General features: G+C 54.7%; 12 protein-coding genes. 9 read left to right on the plus strand and 3 right to left on the minus strand.

Going from position 1 to position 17,679, the window contains the following annotated elements; all coding sequences use genetic code 11:
• The first annotated feature begins 105 nt into the window (after positions 1–105).
• The 4 genes from ETA_RS08250 (at position 106) to ETA_RS08265 (ending at position 3,813) form a co-directional block, all read left to right on the plus strand.
• Positions 106–828, plus strand: a complete 723-nt coding sequence (locus ETA_RS08250) for an RNA polymerase sigma factor FliA (protein ID WP_012441166.1) — start codon at positions 106–108, stop codon at positions 826–828.
• A gap of 42 nt (positions 829–870) precedes the next feature.
• Entirely contained in the window at positions 871–1,374 is a 504-nt protein-coding gene (fliZ, locus tag ETA_RS08255; protein ID WP_012441167.1) for a flagella biosynthesis regulatory protein FliZ, read from the plus strand.
• Between the two features lie 75 nt (positions 1,375–1,449).
• The gene (locus ETA_RS08260) at positions 1,450–2,430 is read left to right on the plus strand and encodes a D-cysteine desulfhydrase (RefSeq protein WP_042959301.1); all 981 of its coding nucleotides are present in this window, start codon (positions 1,450–1,452) and stop codon (positions 2,428–2,430) included.
• A gap of 288 nt (positions 2,431–2,718) precedes the next feature.
• Complete coding sequence (locus tag ETA_RS08265) at positions 2,719–3,813, plus strand: acyltransferase family protein (RefSeq protein ID WP_012441169.1); 1,095 nt, start codon at positions 2,719–2,721, stop codon at positions 3,811–3,813.
• Positions 3,814–3,948: 135 nt separating this feature from the next.
• Here the strand turns inward: ETA_RS08265 and putA are convergent, their stop codons facing one another.
• The gene (putA, locus tag ETA_RS08270) at positions 3,949–7,896 is read right to left on the minus strand and encodes a trifunctional transcriptional regulator/proline dehydrogenase/L-glutamate gamma-semialdehyde dehydrogenase (protein WP_012441170.1); all 3,948 of its coding nucleotides are present in this window, start codon (positions 7,894–7,896) and stop codon (positions 3,949–3,951) included.
• A 429-nt stretch (positions 7,897–8,325) separates the two neighbouring features.
• On the opposite strand from putA, the gene putP reads away from it, so the two are divergent.
• The 5 genes from putP (at position 8,326) to phoH (ending at position 14,659) form a co-directional block, all read left to right on the plus strand.
• Positions 8,326–9,810 (plus strand): sodium/proline symporter PutP, encoded by a 1,485-nt coding sequence (gene putP, locus ETA_RS08275; protein ID WP_012441171.1) that lies wholly within the window; start codon positions 8,326–8,328, stop codon positions 9,808–9,810.
• A 216-nt stretch (positions 9,811–10,026) separates the two neighbouring features.
• Positions 10,027–10,860 (plus strand): iron uptake transporter permease EfeU, encoded by an 834-nt coding sequence (efeU, locus tag ETA_RS08280; protein WP_012441172.1) that lies wholly within the window; start codon positions 10,027–10,029, stop codon positions 10,858–10,860.
• Positions 10,861–10,916: 56 nt separating this feature from the next.
• Complete coding sequence (gene efeO, locus ETA_RS08285) at positions 10,917–12,044, plus strand: iron uptake system protein EfeO (RefSeq protein WP_012441173.1); 1,128 nt, start codon at positions 10,917–10,919, stop codon at positions 12,042–12,044.
• Positions 12,045–12,050: 6 nt separating this feature from the next.
• Complete coding sequence (gene efeB, locus ETA_RS08290; RefSeq protein ID WP_012441174.1) at positions 12,051–13,343, plus strand: iron uptake transporter deferrochelatase/peroxidase subunit; 1,293 nt, start codon at positions 12,051–12,053, stop codon at positions 13,341–13,343.
• Positions 13,344–13,870: 527 nt separating this feature from the next.
• Positions 13,871–14,659, plus strand: a complete 789-nt coding sequence (gene phoH, locus ETA_RS08295; protein ID WP_012441175.1) for a phosphate starvation-inducible protein PhoH — start codon at positions 13,871–13,873, stop codon at positions 14,657–14,659.
• A gap of 80 nt (positions 14,660–14,739) precedes the next feature.
• On the opposite strand, the gene ETA_RS08300 is transcribed toward phoH, so the two are convergent.
• Both ETA_RS08300 and ETA_RS08305 read right to left on the minus strand, forming a co-directional pair.
• Positions 14,740–15,480, minus strand: a complete 741-nt coding sequence (locus ETA_RS08300; RefSeq protein WP_012441176.1) for an NADPH-dependent oxidoreductase — start codon at positions 15,478–15,480, stop codon at positions 14,740–14,742.
• Between the two features lie 233 nt (positions 15,481–15,713).
• Positions 15,714–16,721: an acyltransferase family protein gene (locus tag ETA_RS08305; RefSeq protein WP_012441177.1), complete on the minus strand. Its 1,008-nt coding sequence runs from the start codon at positions 16,719–16,721 to the stop codon at positions 15,714–15,716.
• Positions 16,722–17,679 lie beyond the last annotated feature (958 nt).

A 17,679-nucleotide genomic window follows, 5' to 3' on the forward strand; every position in this document is an offset into this window, starting at 1 on the left:
CAACAAAATGAAATAACCCGCCTTTTTACCGCTATTCCCCCAATCAAAATACCTACAGAAACCGATAATCGTGCCGATAACTTAATTAATCCAGGGTAGGTCAGAGTGAACGATCTGTATACCGCCAATGGCGTAATGGACAAACATTCGCTGTGGCAGCGCTACGTGCCGCTGGTGCGCCATGAAGCGCTGCGGCTACAGGTGCGCCTGCCGGCCAGCGTTGAACTTGACGATCTGCTCCAGGCGGGGGGGATCGGCCTGCTGAACGCGGTAGAACGTTACGACGCCATGCAGGGAACCGCCTTTACCACCTACGCCGTACAGCGTATCCGTGGGGCGATGCTTGATGAGCTGCGCAGCCGCGACTGGGCACCGCGCAGCGTGCGACGCAACGCGCGTGAAGTGGCCGGAGCCATGCACAGGGTCGAACAGGCGCTGGGCCGCTCGGCCAGCGAGCAGGAGGTGGCCGCCCAGCTGGACGTTTCGCTGGAGGAGTACCGACAAATCCTGCTGGACACCAATAACAGCCAGCTCTTCTCCTTTGACGAATACCGTGAAGAGCATGGCGACAGCGCGGAACTGGTGACGGAAGGCCATGAACAGGAGAACCCGCTGCATCAGTTGCTGGAAGGGGACCTTCGCGACCGGGTAATTGAGGCGATAGAGGCTCTGCCCGATCGCGAAAAAATGGTCCTGACGCTGTATTACCAGGAAGAACTGAATTTGAAAGAGATTGGCGCAGTGCTGGAGGTGGGGGAGTCCCGTGTCAGCCAGCTGCACAGTCAGGCGGTAAAACGCCTGCGCGCCCGGTTATCGGGTGCGCGCTGACAAAGTCAGTTTGCACTTTAAACTCGAACCGGGGAATCTCTTGTGGGATCGAAAACAACCACCAGGCCATTGAGCCGTTATCTAAAAGACTATAAACACAGCCAGAGCCATTGTTCCCACTGCGCAAAAGTACTGGACCGTATGGCGCTGGTATTTCGTGGTCAAATCATCAATAAAGAAGCCATCTCCCGAATGGACCAGCCTGTTGATGAACGGATTTGGTTAAAATTACAGCTTGAGCTTACCGCGCTGTGTCGATTTTGCAGTGATATTTACTGCAACACCCATCCAACCTATTTCGATATTATGAAGTTCAAACAGTACCTGTTTGAACAAACGGAAATGAGTCACAGCACCATTCGCGAATACGTGGTTCGCCTGCGCCGTCTGGACGGAATGCTGTCAGCGCGTAATTTCCCCTCAGAACGCCTTACCGGGCCGAGCTGGCATGAATGCCTGGAAAACGATCTGCCCGATGCCGGTAATAACAACTACCGCATCGCGTTGCGCAAATATGACCAGTTCCTCGGCTGGCAGCGTAATTAGTTATCGGCAGATGACCTGCGGGGAATGTTCTGCAACACTGTAGAGATAATTTAAGCGCCAGCTATGGAGGCCAGCTTGTCTTTACACAACATTGTTAACTTTCCCCGCCTTGAACTGTTGGGTTCGCCCACGCCCCTAGAGCATCTTCCTCGCCTGTCTGATTATTTGGGTCGCGATATTTTTATCAAACGTGACGACGTCACGCCGGTGGCATTCGGCGGCAACAAGCTGCGCAAGCTGGAGTTTCTGGCCGCCGACGCCCTGCGCGCCGGAGCCGACGTGCTGCTGACCGCCGGGGCTATCCAGTCTAACCATGTGCGCCAGACGGCGGCGGTGGCGGCGAAGCTGGGTTTAAAATGCGTGGCGCTGCTGGAAAATCCCATCGATGCGAAGAGCGAAAATTACCTGACTAACGGTAATCGTCTTCTGCTGGATTTGATGAGTACGGAAGTGATTATGGTGCCTGAGCTGCACGATCCGGTGGCACAGTTAGAGCAGCAGGCGACCCTGCTGGAAGCACAGGGATTTCGGCCTTACACCATTCCTGTCGGCGGTTCTGACGCGCTGGGCGCGTTGGGCTACGTCGAATGCGCCCAGGAGATTGCTCACCAGAGCGAAGGCGTGGTTGATTTTGCCGCCGTGGTGGTCGCTTCGGGAAGTGCGGGCACGCATGCCGGGCTGGCGGTCGGTCTGGAGCAGCTGCTGCCAGAATGTGAGCTGGTCGGCGTCACCGTCTCCCGGCGGTCGGCTGAGCAGCGGGTAAAAGTGGAGGCGATCCGTGGTCCGCTGTCACAATCCCTGTCGTTGGAGAGCCGCGCGCCGATCACCCTGTGGGATGACTATTATGCTCCGGGTTACGGTCATCCGAACGAAGAAGGGTTGGAGGCGATAAAACTGCTGGCTCGTCTGGAGGGAATATTCCTCGATCCGGTCTACACCGGCAAGGCGATGGCCGGGCTAATTGACGGCATTGCACAAAATCGATTTCGTCATCAGGGGCCGCTGCTGTTTGTCCATACCGGCGGTGCCCCGGCGCTGTTTGCTTATCATCCCTGATCAACAGATGGTCGCTGCTACCGCCAGCATGCTGGCGGTAGCACACTTGCAGTGAACATCACCAGTCGCAGATTATAATACGAATTTTAGGGACAATGCCTATTGGTCAGGAATATCTTAAAAATAGAAGATGAACAGTTTGATATCAGTGACGAATTTATCAATCGGACATAATATAACCTCAATAATCCCTTAGAATAACAATGCTTTCAGAGGATCCTCATAGTGATCCGTTATCTGCTAATAGATACTGCAAGGATAATATAACTTGATTAGGTTTTTTTTATTATGGCTGTTGCTGGCAAGCAAGAAGTTCTGTGGATTAATACGTTAAAGGGGGGGTGCATATTACTGGTGGTATTGCATCACACTATTATTACCACTTTTATTCCTTCCATACAGTATCTGGCTGCGGGCGTGATGCCAGCCGAGATATGGATAGCGTTTAATAAATATCTCTCACCGCTGCGTATGCCTGCGTTCTTTTTTGTTTCAGGACTGCTGGCGGCGAGTGCCATCAGTAAAAAGAGCTGGAGTGAAGTTTTTACCAAAAAGTTTGTCAATATTCTTTATCTGTATATTTTGTGGGGCGTGATCCAATGGTTGAGTATTTATAATATCTCCGCCAACTTGATTGGTCAGAAGCTTTCAAGCGCACAAAATGCCGCCTATGCCAGCTCCCCGCTGGAATTTGTCAAACTGCTGGCGCTGTCAATGACCAGCCTGTGGTATCTGTATGCTCTGGCATTTTATTTCCTCGCGGCAAAGCTGTTTTATCGTTATCGCGTGGCGTTGCTGGTAGCGGCAATTACGGTGAACTATGCTACCCAGTTCAATCTGGTGCCCGGCTGGGGACCGAACAGCGTGGTGCAGAATTATGTCTATTTTCTGCTGGGAGCCTTTTTCAGCTATCAGCTAATTGAACTAAGCCAGTTGTCGCGTCGTCATCTGGTGCTGTTAGGTGGAATGCTGCTGTTAGGAATGGCACACCACGCGGCCGGAATGATAAAAAACCCCTTCTATTGCATAGTGGCGATTGTGCTGGGTATCGTGCTGTGCAGGGCGCTGAATAACCGTTTTAATATGAGCTGGCTGAACTGGGTTGGTCGCAATACGCTGCAGATTTATGTGTTGCACCGCATCTTTATTGAAATTCTGGGTCTGACAATGCTGACGCTGGCGGTGAAATACAGCCTGTTTGCCAACCATGCCTTCTCACTCGGCTGGGCGCTGCTGCTTCCGCCTCTGGCGGTGAGTATAACCACCTGCATATCACTGCTGGTGTGGAAACTGCTTAATCGTGGCCCCGGTAAATTACTGTTTATCTATCCGGCGCTGTTGCGCAAAGATAAGCCCGCAGAGAAAGTGGCCAGTAACGGCTGAAAAATGAAAAATGGCCGATTCGTTCGGCCATTTTCTTATTGATGAAAACTCTGTATCCATAAATTATCCGCAGAAGTACGCCGTGCATTCACCGCCTGGCGGGGGACCTCTTTCGGTCACCCGCCAGGCGGATAATCAGCTGATGCTCATCAGGCTGGCGTTGCCGCCCGCTGCGGCGGTATTGACACTGAGTGAACGTTCCAGCAGCAGACGTTCCAGCAACAGATTAGTTTCACCGCGCGCATATCCCTGTACCGACACAATCGCGCCAGCACGTCCTGCTACGGCCTCACACAGGATCCGTAGCTGGTCGGCATCACCGTGATAAATCACCGCATCAAATTCGCCCTGTTCCAGTGGCTTGGCAGCAAAGTCGATGCGCTGGTGTACCCGCTCAGGCAACTGCCGCCACAGGTTGCGATGCAGCTCATCTTCGGTCCATAGCGCCCGGCTGCCAACGGCGGTAACGGCCGCCAGCTGGATCAGCGCATCCTGTTCGTTGTCCGCCAGGCACAGCACCTGTTCGCGAGGCAGCAGGGCGAAAGTATTGCGTTCCCCGGTCGGCCCCGGCAGCAGGCGCACGGTGCCTCCCTGGCCCAGTTCCGCGTAGCGCGCGCAGTAGGCGGCCAGTTCAGGGCGGTCTGCTGCCCATTCGCTCAGTGCCTGATGCGGCAGAAGCAGTGCCGGGCGCAGTAGCGCATCCACCGGACGCTCTTTATCCTGGCGATCCAGCGTCACGCGCAGCGCGTTGTCCGGGCGGTGCGATAGCAGACGGTACAGGTACAGCGGTCCGCCGGCTTTTGGCCCGGTGCCGGACAACCCTTCACCGCCGAACGGCTGCACGCCCACCACCGCACCCACGATATTACGGTTAACGTACAGATTGCCAACGTGTGCCTTCTGCGTCACCTGGGCGATAGTTTCATCAATACGCGTATGCACGCCCAGGGTTAGCCCATAGCCGGATGCGTTTATCTGTTCCACCAGCATCGGCAGGTCTTTACGCGCGAAGCGCACCACGTGCAGTACCGGGCCAAAAACCTCTTTGGTCAGGTCGGCGACGTTGTTCAGCTCAATCAGGGTTGGCAGCACGAAGGTGCCGCTCTGCCATTCATGGCGGTCCTGCGGTTGTTGAAGGGCCGCCTGGAATACGCTGAAACCTTTGCTTTGCATCGTCTGAATGTGCTGTTCGATACCGGCTTTGGCCTCCGCATCAATCACCGGGCCAATGTCGGTGGAGAAACGTTCCGGGTTGCCCATACGGCATTCGGCCATCGCACCCCGCAGCATCTGTAAAGTATGTTCCGCAACGTCTTCCTGGATGCACAGCAGACGCAGAGCGGAACAGCGCTGACCGGCACTGTCGAAAGCGGAGGCGACGATATCGGTAACCACCTGCTCGGTCAGGGCTGACGAGTCAACGATCATGGCATTCATCCCGCCGGTTTCAGCCACCAGCGGCGTTGGGCGGCCCTGCGGATCAAGGCGTCCGGCCAGGTTACGCTGTAGCAGGGTGGCAACGGCGGTGGAGCCGGTAAACATCACTCCACGTACGCGATCGTCCTGTACCAGCTGTGCGCCCACGGTTTCGCCGCTACCGGGCAACAGCTGCAATGCACCTGTTGGTACGCCGGCCTCATGCAGTATGGCAACCGCCCGGGCGGCAATCAGCGGCGTCTGTTCTGCCGGTTTGGCCAGCACGCTGTTGCCCGCCGCCAGCGCGGCGGCAATCTGCCCGCTGAAGATCGCCAGCGGGAAGTTCCACGGGCTGATGCACACCACCGGGCCCAGCGGACGGTGGGTTTCATTATCAAAGTCGTCGCGTACCTGACCGGCGTAATAGTGCAGGAAGTCCACCGCCTCACGCACTTCTGCAATGGCGTTGCTGAAGGTTTTACCCGCTTCGCGTACCAGAATGCCGATCAGATGCTGCATCTGGCCTTCCATCAATATGGCTGCGCGCTCCAGAATGGCGGCGCGCTCCTGTGGTGGAGTCGCAAACCAGATGGCACCTTCGCTGACGGCGGCTTCCAGCGCCGCAGAAACTTCTGCTGGCGTGGCGTGACGAACGTGGCCGACCACATCCATCGGCTCAGCCGGGTTGATCACCGGCAGCCGTTCTCCCGCTTCCAGCGGGCCATCAATCAGCGGCTGCGCCTGCCAATCCTGGCTGGCGCAGCTTAACAGGGCGCTGGACAGTGAAGCCAGACGATGTTCGTTTGCCAGATCCAGCCCAGCGGAGTTCTGACGGTGTTCTCCGTACAGATCGCGTGGCAGCGGGATTTTCGGATGCGGCAGGCCAACCGCGCCTTCGCCCTGCGCCAGCTTTTCCACCGCCGCAACCGGATCCGCAACCAGCTCGTCAAGCGGCAAGGTGGCATCGGCTATGCGGTTAACAAAAGAGGTATTGGCACCATTTTCCAGCAGACGACGCACCAGGTATGCCAGCAGCGTTTCATGTGTCCCCACCGGCGCATAGATGCGGCAGGGACGATTGAGTTTACCGTCGGCAACTTTGCCCACCACCTGTTCATACAGCGGTTCGCCCATGCCGTGCAGGCACTGAAATTCGTACTGGCCCGGATAATAGTTATTGCCGGCCAGCTGGTAAATGGCCGCCAGCGTATGGGCGTTATGGGTGGCGAACTGTGGGTAGACAAGGTTTGGCGCAGCCAGCAATTTGCGGGCGCAGGCGATGTAGGAGATATCGGTGTACACCTTGCGCGTATATACCGGATAGCCTTCCAGTCCGTCCATCTGGGCGCGCTTGATTTCGCTATCCCAGTACGCGCCTTTGACCAGACGGATCATCAGGCGGCGGCTGCTGCGCTGCGCCAGGTCGGTGAGAAAATCGATCAGCATCGGACAGCGTTTCTGATAGGCCTGGATCACGAAGCCAATGCCGTTCCAGCCTTCCAGTTCGGGTTCGAAGCACAGTTTTTCCAACAGGTCGAGCGACAGCTCAAGGCGGTCGGCCTCTTCGGCATCGATATTAATACCGATATCGTAAGAGCGGGCCAGCATCGTCAGAGATTTGAGCAGCGGGTACAGCTCTTCCATCACCCGTTCATGCTGGGCGCGGCTATAGCGCGGATGCAGGGCCGAAAGCTTGATTGAGATGCCCGGCCCTTCATAAATTCCTCGTCCGTTGGAGGCTTTACCAATGGCGTGGATCGCCTGCTGATAGGAGAGCAGATAAGCTTTGGCATCCTGCGCGGTCAGCGCGGCCTCGCCCAGCATATCGTAGGAGTAGCGGAAGCCTTTATCCTCCAGCTTACGCGCATTCGCCAGCGCCTCGGCGATGGTTTCACCAGTCACGAACTGCTCACCCATCAGGCGCATCGCCATGTCGACCCCTTTACGGATCAACGGCTCGCCGCTCTTACCGATAATACGATTGAGCGAGCGTGACAGATTGGCTTCGTTATGGGTGGAAACCAGGCGCCCGGTAAACAGCAGGCCCCAGGTGGCGGCATTGACAAACAGCGACGGGCTGCGTCCGAGGTGGGAGTGCCAGTTGCCGCTGCTAATTTTATCGCGTATCAGCGCATCGCGCGTTGGCTTATCGGGAATGCGCAGCAGCGCTTCCGCCAGGCACATCAAGGCAACGCCTTCCTGAGAGGAGAGTGAAAACTCCTGTAGCAGGTTTTGCACCATCCCGGCGCGCCCGCCTGCACCTTTCTGGTGCCTCAGCTTGTCGGCAAGCTGCCAGGCAAGACGATGCGTAGCCTGTGCCTTGTTGGCCGGTAAACGTGCCTGTTCCAGCATCATGGGCACCGCTTCCGTTTCCGGGCGTCGCCATGCGGAGGTAATGGCGGCGCGGGCTACCGACTGCGGCAGGATCTGCTCGGCAAAATCCAGGAACGGCTGGTGAACCTCTTCCGGCGGGCGCTCCTCACTTTCGGCCAGCGTCCCGTTAACCGGCAGTTCTGGCAGTACGCTGCCGTGTTCAATCTGTTGCAGATAATTGAAAATAGCCTGCTTGATTAGCCAGTGCGGCGTGCGGTCGATCTGCGCAGCCGCCTGTTTAATCCGATCGCGCGTGGCGTCGTCCAGTTTCACACCCATCGTGGTTGTGCCCATGCCTACAGCTCCTGAATCAGTAGATGACAAACGATATAGACTGCAATATCACTGATGTTGCAACTTTGTGCAACCTTGTTAAATGTGACCTCTGCCGCATTCCTGATATCCGATATGGCGATGACCAACGAAAAGCGGCATGAAAATTGCTGCAAAATCCCTGCCAGCTTGTGAGGCCTGGCTCAACCTGCTTTCAGCGGGCTGGCTAAGAGGTGCAACCGGGCTAACTGTGACACAGTGCAACCTGTGAGCATTTATAAGTAACTTCCAGGTGAAAAGAATGTGCATGCTGTGTTAAATCGTTTGTGCGTTGTTGCCGACTACGGCAGGATACCGCCCCCGACTTGAGTCTGTCGTCCGTTGCCTCGTTCCGGCAATTGACGAAAATGCTTATGGTCAGAGGATACTGATAATAAATGGAGAAGCTGAATGACTCTAAGTACACCAATGATGGTGACGTTTTGTATTTACATTCTCGGCATGGTGTTGATCGGGTTTATTGCCTACCGCTCAACGAAAAACTTTGACGACTACATTCTGGGTGGTCGCAGTTTGGGTAGTGTGGTCACCGCACTCTCTGCCGGAGCATCCGATATGAGCGGGTGGCTGCTGATGGGCCTGCCGGGAGCGATCTTCCTGTCGGGGATCTCTGAAAGCTGGATTGCCATCGGCCTGACGCTGGGGGCTTACCTTAACTGGAAAATTGTCGCCGGACGTTTGCGCGTGCAGACCGAACATCACGATAATGCCCTGACGCTGCCGGATTTCTTCTCCAGCCGCTTTGAGGACAGCAGCAAAATGCTACGGGTGATTTCGGCGCTGGTTATCCTGGTCTTCTTTACCATCTACTGTGCGTCCGGCGTGGTAGCCGGTGCGCGTCTGTTTGAAAGCACCTTCGGCATGAGCTACGAAACCGCCCTGTGGGCCGGTGCCGCCGCGACGATTATTTATACCTTCGTCGGGGGGTTCCTCGCGGTGAGCTGGACGGATACCGTGCAGGCCGGGCTGATGATTTTTGCGCTGATCCTAACGCCGGTCATGGTGATCGTTGCCGTGGGCGGTCTGGGCGATGCGATGCAGGTGATTGCCGTCAAAAGCACGCAAAATATGGATATGCTGAAGAATCTTAACTTTGTGGCGATCGTGTCGCTGCTGGGTTGGGGTCTTGGCTACTTTGGCCAGCCACATATTCTGGCGCGTTTTATGGCGGCAGACTCACACCGTTCAATTCGTACCGCGCGCCGTATCGGTATGATATGGATGATCCTGTGCCTGATGGGCGCGGTAGCGGTTGGCTTCTTTGGCATCGCTTATTTTGAGAACCACCCTGAACATGCAGGGGAAGTGTCGAAAAACGGTGAACGTATCTTTATCGAACTGACGCGTATTCTGTTCAATCCGTGGATTGCCGGGATCCTGCTGTCGGCCATCCTGGCCGCGGTGATGTCCACGCTGAGCTGTCAGCTTTTGGTGTGCTCCAGCGCACTGACTGAAGACCTGTACAAGAACTTCCTGCGTAAAGGCGCCAGTCAGCGTGAGCTGGTCTGGGTGGGTCGTTTTATGGTGTTGCTGGTGGCCGCGATTGCCATCTTGCTGGCGGCTAACCCGGAAAACCGCGTGCTGGGTCTGGTGAGCTACGCCTGGGCCGGGTTCGGGGCTGCCTTTGGACCGGTGGTACTGCTCTCGCTGATTTGGCAGCGTATGACGCGCAACGGTGCGCTGGCAGGAATGATTATCGGTGCTGCGACCGTGCTGATCTGGAAGCAGTACGGCTGGCTGGATCTCTACGAGATTATCCCAGGTTTCCTGTTCGCCAGCATCGGCATTGTGCTGTTCAGCCTGGTTGACAAAGCGCCATCGGCTGCTGCCCAGCAGCGTTTTGCTGCCGCTGAAGCCGAATATCAGGCCGACTAACCGGCCTTTTTGCGCTGATGCCGCCCGGCATCAGCGCATTAATTATCTCACCTCACCTCTTCCCGTCCGGTCTGTGACAGCATTTGCGCGATGAACAGCACGAAAAAATCGGCTTCTGACTTGTATTTCCCTTCCCGATAATGATAATCCATATCGTTCGCATTTTACTTTTCTTTACCCGTTTTGACGGAATCCCACACTATTGAGGTGTAAGGCATGTTTGTCCCGTTTCTTATTATGTTACGCGAAGGTCTGGAGGCCGCGCTGATTGTCAGCCTGATCGCCAGCTATCTGAAACGTACCGGACGTGGCCAGTGGTTTGTGGCTATGTGGACCGGTGTGTTTGTTGCCGCCGCCATGTGCCTTGGCCTCGGCTGGTTTATCAATGAGACGACCGGTGAATTTCCACAAAAACAGCAGGAGCTGTTCGAAGGCTTGGTCGCGGTGATTGCCGTGGTGATCCTCACCTGGATGGTGTTCTGGATGCGCAAAGTATCACGTAATGTCAAAGCACAGCTGGAAGATGCGGTGGATAACGCGTTACAAAAGGGCAGCGGCAGCGGCTGGGCGCTGATCCTGATGGTGTTCCTCGCCGTCGCGCGTGAGGGCCTTGAATCGGTGTTCTTTCTGTTGGCGGCCTTTCAGCAGGATTTGGGCTATGCGCCCCCGCTTGGGGCGATGCTGGGTCTGGGAACGGCCATCGTGCTGGGGATGCTGATCTACTGGGGCGGTGTGCGCCTGAACCTGGCCAGCTTCTTTAAATGGACCAGCCTGTTTATTATTTTTGTTGCCGCAGGGCTGGCAGCCGGTGCCGTGCGCGCTTTCCACGAAGCGGGGCTGTGGAACCATTTCCAGGACGTGGCCTTTGACTTCAGTCAAATCCTCTCCACCCATAGCGTATTTGGCACTTTGCTGGAAGGTCTGCTGGGTTATCAGGAAGCACCAAGCGTCAGTGAAGTGGCGATGTGGTTTATTTACCTTGTGCCTGCGCTGCTGCTGTTTTTCATGCCTGGGCGGACGTCATCTTCTGCGGCCCCCGCTGTACGCTGATTTTACCGGGCAGGTCACCGACCTGCCCGTTTACACTCTCTGACAGGAATGATTTTATGACCACACATTTTCGCCGTCAGGCGCTGAACATCGCCCTGCTGGCAGCGTTAACCTCCTCCAGCGCTGCCATGGCAGCGGATATCCCACAGGTTAAAGTCAGCGTAACCGATCGGCAGTGTGAGCCGATGACGCTGACGGTGACCGCTGGAAAAACGCAGTTTTTTATCCAGAATAACAGCCAGAAGGGGCTTGAGTGGGAGATCCTTAAAGGGGTGATGGTGGTCGAAGAGCGCGAAAATATCGCGCCAGGCTTCACGCAGAAGATGACCGCCAATCTGGAACCCGGGGAATATGATATGACCTGCGGTCTGTTGAGCAATCCGAAAGGCAAGCTGATTGTTAAAGACAGCGGCAGCCAGCGCAACGACGGCAAGCCGGATATCATGCAGCTGGTTGGGCCGATCGCCAACTACAAGCTGTATGTGACCCATGAGGTTGAGCAGCTGGTGGCAGGAACGAAAGCCTTCACCGATGCGGTGAAAGCGGATGATTTGACCAAAGCAAAAGCGCTCTACGCGTCGACTCGTCAGCATTATGAGCGTATTGAACCGATCGCCGAACTGTTTTCCGATCTGGACAGTGCGATTGACGCGCGCGAGGACGACTTCGAGAAGAAAGCAGAAGATCCGGCCTTTACCGGTTTCCATCGCCTGGAAAAAGCATTGTTTGGCGACAATAGCACCAAAGGGATGGATAAATTCGCCGATCAGCTTTACAAAAATGTGCTGGATCTACAGACGCGCATCAGCGAGCTGGCTTTCCCGCCGGGCAAAGTGGTAGGGGGTGCAGCCGCACTGGTCGAGGAAATTGCCGCCAGCAAAATTTCGGGTGAAGAAGACCGCTATAGTCGCACCGACCTGTGGGATTTCCAGGCCAACGTAGACGGTGCGCAGAAGATCGTCAACCTGCTGCGTCCGCTGGTGGAGAAGGCTGACCCGCAGCTGCTGGCAAAAGTGGACGGCAACTTCAACAAGGTCGATTCGATCCTGGCCAAGTACCGCACTAAAGACGGTTTTGAATCTTACGAAAAGTTAACCGATGCCGATCGCAAGGCGCTGAAAGGCCCTGTCACGGCACTGGCCGAAGACCTTTCTCTGCTGCGCGGCACCCTGGGCTTGGATTGATCGGAAATGGCAAAAAAAACTGACGAGGTGGCGTCAGCTTCACGCCGCCGTTTACTCAAGGGAGTGGGCATTCTTAGCGGTGCCCTGGCGGTAGCCGGCGGCTGCCCTGCACATGCTGCAACGTCCGGTCGTGACGACAAAAGCGCCTCACCGGGAACGCAGTCACCCGGCGCCCGTGAGGAGCGCCAGCCGTTTTATGGCGCGCATCAGGCCGGGATCACCACGCCGCAGCAGGCGGCGATGATGCTGGTGGCGTTTGATGTATTGGCCAGTGATAAGGCCGGTCTTGAACGTTTATTCCGGCTGCTGACCGCACGAATTGACTTTCTTACCACCGGTGGGAAAGCGCCGCCGGTCACTAATCCGCAGCTTCCACCGATGGATTCCGGCATTCTGGGCGAAGATATCTGGCCGGATAACCTGACCATGACCGTTTCTGTCGGCAGTTCGCTGTTTGATGAACGTTTCGGTTTGGAGGCGTTGAAACCGCTGAAGCTTCAGCCTATGACGCGCTTCCCGAACGATGCGCTGGATGCCAGCCTGTGTCACGGCGACCTGCTGCTGCAAATTTGCGCAAACACCAACGACACGGTAATCCATGCGCTGCGCGATATTATCAAGCATTCGCCGGATCTGCTTAGCGTACGCTGGCGACGTGAAGGATTCATTTCCAATCATGCGGCGCGCAGTAGGGGCAAAGAAACGCCGATTAATCTGTTGGGCTTTAAGGACGGCACCGCCAATCCTGACACGGCCGACGGCGGGTTAATGGATGATATTCTTTGGGTCAGTAAAGAGCAGGGCGAGCCCGCGTGGACGGTCGGCGGCAGCTATCAGGCCGCGCGTATCATTCAGTTCCGCGTCGAGTTCTGGGATCGTACCCCGCTGCGCGAACAGCAGACGATCTTTGGTCGCGAGAAGCACAGCGGGGCACCGTTAGGCATGCAGATGGAGCATGACGTGCCGGACTATGCCAGCGATCCCGCAGGGGATACCATTCCGCTGGATGCGCATATCCGTCTCGCAAATCCGCGTACCGCACAAACCCAGAGCAGCCTGCTGCTGCGCCGTGGATACAGCTATTCGCTCGGCGTGTCGAATTCCGGCCAGCTGGAAATGGGGCTGCTGTTTATCTGCTATCAGCATGATTTGGAAAAAGGCTTTATTGCGGTGCAGAAACGGTTAAATGGTGAAGCGCTGGAAGAGTATATCAAGCCTGTCGGCGGGGGCTATTTTTTTGCCCTGCCGGGAGTGGCCGATGACCAACATTATCTGGCGCAGGGACTGCTCTCATCCTGAATTAATGAGCGGATTACGGGTAATTCGCTCATCTACCGTCGACTCATACTTCTATAATTACCCGCCATTACTGGTTAAAATAACGCCATTCGGTGGGTGGGTACAGTCTGAAAATAATTATAATAAACTGATTTATAAGGTTTTATTGTTTTCGTTATATCAGTAATGAAAAAACGGTTGCATTTTTTCGCTATAATGCAGAATATGAATTTGCAGTTGTTATTCGCATAAGATATTTCATTTATGGAGAGAGCGGATGCAGAAGTCCTTTTGCGGACCACGAGTCAGATGGCGTTTCAACCCAATAGCCCGTGGGGAACCACTCTCCTCCCTCATTTTCACCTCTTTCAATATCCAACCACCATTCTGTTCTTATAGTCCTTTTCGGTGCATTGCAACGCTCCTTTGGCATGCATCTGTATCAACGGCCGTACAAGGCTTAAAAGGAAGCCACAACCTCTAAAGCGTTCACGTAATCGCGTCAATTCAATTGATGCGGGAAATGAAACCAACTGTAAGGTGCCACTATGGGAAGACAGAAAGCAGTGATCAAAGCGCGTCGTGAAGCTAAACGTGTCCTTCGTAGCGATTCACGCAGCCATCGTCAGCGCGAAGAAGAATCGGTCACCTCGCTGGTGCAGATGGGCGGGTTAGACTCAATCGGTATGGCGCGTGACAGTCGTGACCATTCGCCAATTGAAGCCAGAAACGACGCCCAGGCGCACTATCTTAACGCCATAGAAAGCAAGAAATTGATCTTCGCCACCGGCGAAGCAGGCTGTGGTAAAACCTGGATTAGCGCCGCAAAAGCCGCCGAGGCCCTGATACATAAGGACGTTGACAGGATCATCGTCACGCGTCCGGTCTTGCAGGCGGATGAGGATTTGGGATTCCTGCCGGGCGATATCTCCGAGAAATTTGCCCCTTACTTCCGACCCGTCTATGACGTCCTGGTCAAACGTCTGGGGTCTTCCTTTATGCAGTACTGCCTGCGTCCTGAAATCGGTAAGGTGGAAATTGCACCCTTTGCCTACATGCGCGGCCGCACTTTCGAAAACGCGGTGGTGATCCTTGATGAGGCGCAGAACGTGACCGCTGCGCAAATGAAAATGTTCTTGACCAGGCTGGGGGAGAACGTGACGGTGATTGTGAACGGCGATATTACCCAGTGTGATTTGCCTGCTCACGTCCAGTCCGGTCTTAATGATGCACTGGCGCGCTTCACCGAAGATGACATGGTGGGCGTGGTTCGTTTTAATAAACAGGACTGCGTGCGTTCCGAACTGTGCCAGCGGGCGCTGCTTGCCTACGATTAACCTGCTTGTCCGCTTCGGGGCAGCTGAACAGCTATCGCTCCCCTGACATTAAAAGCCCGGCAGTGCCGGGCTTCTTTGTTTTATTTGTTAACGCCAAACCCCTGTTTGAGGATCGCTGACTGTACTAGCGGGAAGTAGATATGTTGATAATAGCTGGCCGTATTGTTGCCCCAGTTTTCACCATCTTCACGTCCGTTTTGCTGCCAGTGACCCGTGAGCACGCGGTTGTAGGCCCTGATCACCTCCGGCAGCTGGCTCGCATCATAGCGCTCATCATGGCGGAAGCCCGCCAGCGACATGCGCGGCTTTTCCACCGCGGGGCTGTCGACATAGCCAAGCACCACGCCTGCTACCGGGAAGGTAAGCTCGGGCAGTTGCAGCAGTTCAATCATCGCTTCAGGATCGCGGCGGATGCCGCCAATCGGCACGATGCCAAGACCGTGTGAACGCGCGGCGGTCATTAGCGCACCCAGTGCGATACCCACATCGGTCGAGCCGGAGATCAGGCTTTCAATGCTTTCATGGGCAATCTGTTTTTTACCCTCAGCGGCAATGCCCTGCTGGCTTTTATACATGTCCAGTACCACGGTGATAAATACCGGGGCTTGTGCAATCCACGCCTGGCCACCCGCCAGCTCAGCAATGCGCGCGCGGGTTACCGCATCGCGTACCACTACCAGTGAAACCTGTTGTGAATTGACCGATGTCGGCGCGCGCCAGGCTGCTTCAATAATGTCATCCAGCACTGATTCAGGGACAGGTTTATCAAGATAGCTGCGGTCGCTGCGATGGCTTTTTAGTAATTGGGTTATTTCATTCATGGGATACCTGGATTGAGATGGTGGGTAGGGCTGTAGGGATAAGATAGTAAAAAATTTGCCAGAAAGGCTAGTCTGTTTGTGCGCGTCATCACTTTTTTCAGCCATCAACAAAAATGCCTGACCTTTCGCTCAGGCATTTCCTTAATCAGGGGAAGAAAAGAGGGGGGGGGGGCTCATGCAGTCCCTGTAGCAGCATCTTCATGAGCTGCTACAGGCACGGGTAGACGCCAGATTCAGCGCGCGTAAACGCTTTGCGCAGCCGGTTTCAGGGTAAAAAGGAAATTCAGCATGCCTCGTCGCCGCAACCAGCAAATTGCCAGCGGCAACAGCAGTGCACAGGCAAAAGCCGCAATAAATTTCAGGTCGTTAATGAACACATTTTTGCTGGTAAATTTCACGGCTTTCGCAAAGACCTGGATCGCAAGGTAGTGCGAGAGATAGAAAACAATCGAGTTCATGCCCACGAAGTGCACCAGCTTGAGATTGGCGTACAGCGCAACAAAGATAAACAGCGGGATTGAGCACAGAGCCAATGGAGCCAGCAGCTGCCAGGCTACATCTCTGTTCAATACCAAATTCAGCGAAGATAAGACAATAAAGCATGCCAGAGAGGGGAGCAGTACCGATTTTTTCCCGATAAACGCCGGAATATCGACCTGATGTTTTACCAGCATATCCCCGAGGTAGAAGAAGGTGAACAGGTAGAATGAACGGTTAATATGGTCGTTATCAAAGCCGGAGAATACGCTGCCTGTAGGAATGGCAGGCAGTAAAAAGCTGAAAGCCAGCGAAACCGGTATCACGATATAGAAAGGGACCTTACGCACCCAGGGGATAATCAGGAAAAAGATGAAAAGAGAATGCAGGAACCAGGTAATATCGCCACCACCGGTCAAGTGCGAAAGGATAATGTTTGTCGGTGACTGGGGGTTATTTGAGACAGAGCTAAATAATAGTTTTAGTCCGCCATAGATAGCCACCCAAATAATAAAAGGGTAGAGAATGCTTTTCACTTTATTTTTAACAAACAGGTTGAAGCCTTTTTTCAGGCCGCTCTCAACGAAGAGTCCTGAAACAAAGAACATCAAGCCCAGCCTGACCGGACTGAGCAGGTGGTTAACGGTTTCTGTTACGCCTGTGAGATGTCCTGCATTGCCATTAACTGCAATAGTGCTGTGTAAAAAAATAACGGCAAGCACACTCATCCCACGCAGGTTATCGACCCACGTCAGTCGGTTCATTATTTACCTCATTAAAATTTAAATTAAAAAAATCGCAGGCCATCCGCTGGCGTGGATTTAATTCCAATTATGAACAGGTTGCTAATATATTCTCATGATTATACATATTGCAGAGGGTAATAAAACGTATTTGAATAAAACCCAGGTAAATTGAGATTTTAGCTATGCTGTTGTTGATTTTTTACTGGGACTTTTCCCGTGTTAATATTATCTATCCGTTGTCTTATTATCACGTGGGGTGAATAGCCAATGGTACTGGAGCGCGGCATTCTGGCTGTCTGTTAAGAAATAAACGCGTCATTCTCACGCTCGGGAAAAGAGCAAAAAAATGCCCGAACTTTCGCTCAGGCATTTTTTTTAATAGGGTGAGAGGGGGGGATCACTCGCTGACTACTCGTCTCATCCATGAGACTCGCCCTTCGGGCCGACGCAAGCGTCGTTCAAAAACGTTCCCGACGTGTTTGTCCCTGTGCCCCGCCCTGGCGGGCAGCCTGCGGCTGTGCAAAACGGCCGTCCTGCCGTTTTGTCGAACCCTGCGAGGGTTCTTCACGCCCTCTCTCATCCGGGGAACAGGCACAAAAAAAGCCCGAACGTGAATTCGGGCTTTCTCTTTAAATAGGGTGGTGAGAGAGGGGGATCACGGGGCACATCCCTGTGCCCCGCCCTGGCGGGCAGCCTGCGGCTGTGTAAAACGGCCGTCCTGCCGTTTTGTCGACCCCTGGCGAGGGTTCTTCACGCCCTCTCTCATCCGGGGAACAGGCACAAAAAAGCCCGAACGTGAATTCGGGCTTTCTCTTTAAATAGGGTGGTGAGAGAGGGGGATCACGGGGCACATCCCTGTGCCCCGCCCTGGCGGGCAGCCTGCGGCTGTGCAAAACGGCCGTCCTGCCGTTTTGTCGAACCCTGCGAGGGTTCTTCACGCCCTCTCTCATCCGGGGAACAGGCACAAAAAAAGCCC

The organism is Erwinia tasmaniensis Et1/99 (genome assembly GCF_000026185.1).
GTDB classification, from domain to species: domain Bacteria; phylum Pseudomonadota; class Gammaproteobacteria; order Enterobacterales; family Enterobacteriaceae; genus Erwinia; species Erwinia tasmaniensis.

Bases quoted from the DNA above. Each gene is read 5' to 3' on its own strand.
- ETA_RS08265 (WP_012441169.1), top strand. From the start codon at position 2,719: ATGGCTGTTGCTGGCAAGCAAGAAGTTCTGTGGATTAATACGTTAAAG.
- putA (WP_012441170.1), bottom strand. From the start codon at position 7,896: ATGGGCACAACCACGATGGGTGTGAAACTGGACGACGCCACGCGCGAT.
- putP (WP_012441171.1), top strand. From the start codon at position 8,326: ATGACTCTAAGTACACCAATGATGGTGACGTTTTGTATTTACATTCTC.
- efeU (WP_012441172.1), top strand. From the start codon at position 10,027: ATGTTTGTCCCGTTTCTTATTATGTTACGCGAAGGTCTGGAGGCCGCG.
- efeO (WP_012441173.1), top strand. From the start codon at position 10,917: ATGACCACACATTTTCGCCGTCAGGCGCTGAACATCGCCCTGCTGGCA.
- efeB (WP_012441174.1), top strand. From the start codon at position 12,051: ATGGCAAAAAAAACTGACGAGGTGGCGTCAGCTTCACGCCGCCGTTTA.
- phoH (WP_012441175.1), top strand. From the start codon at position 13,871: ATGGGAAGACAGAAAGCAGTGATCAAAGCGCGTCGTGAAGCTAAACGT.
- ETA_RS08300 (WP_012441176.1), bottom strand. From the start codon at position 15,480: ATGAATGAAATAACCCAATTACTAAAAAGCCATCGCAGCGACCGCAGC.
- ETA_RS08305 (WP_012441177.1), bottom strand. From the start codon at position 16,721: ATGAACCGACTGACGTGGGTCGATAACCTGCGTGGGATGAGTGTGCTT.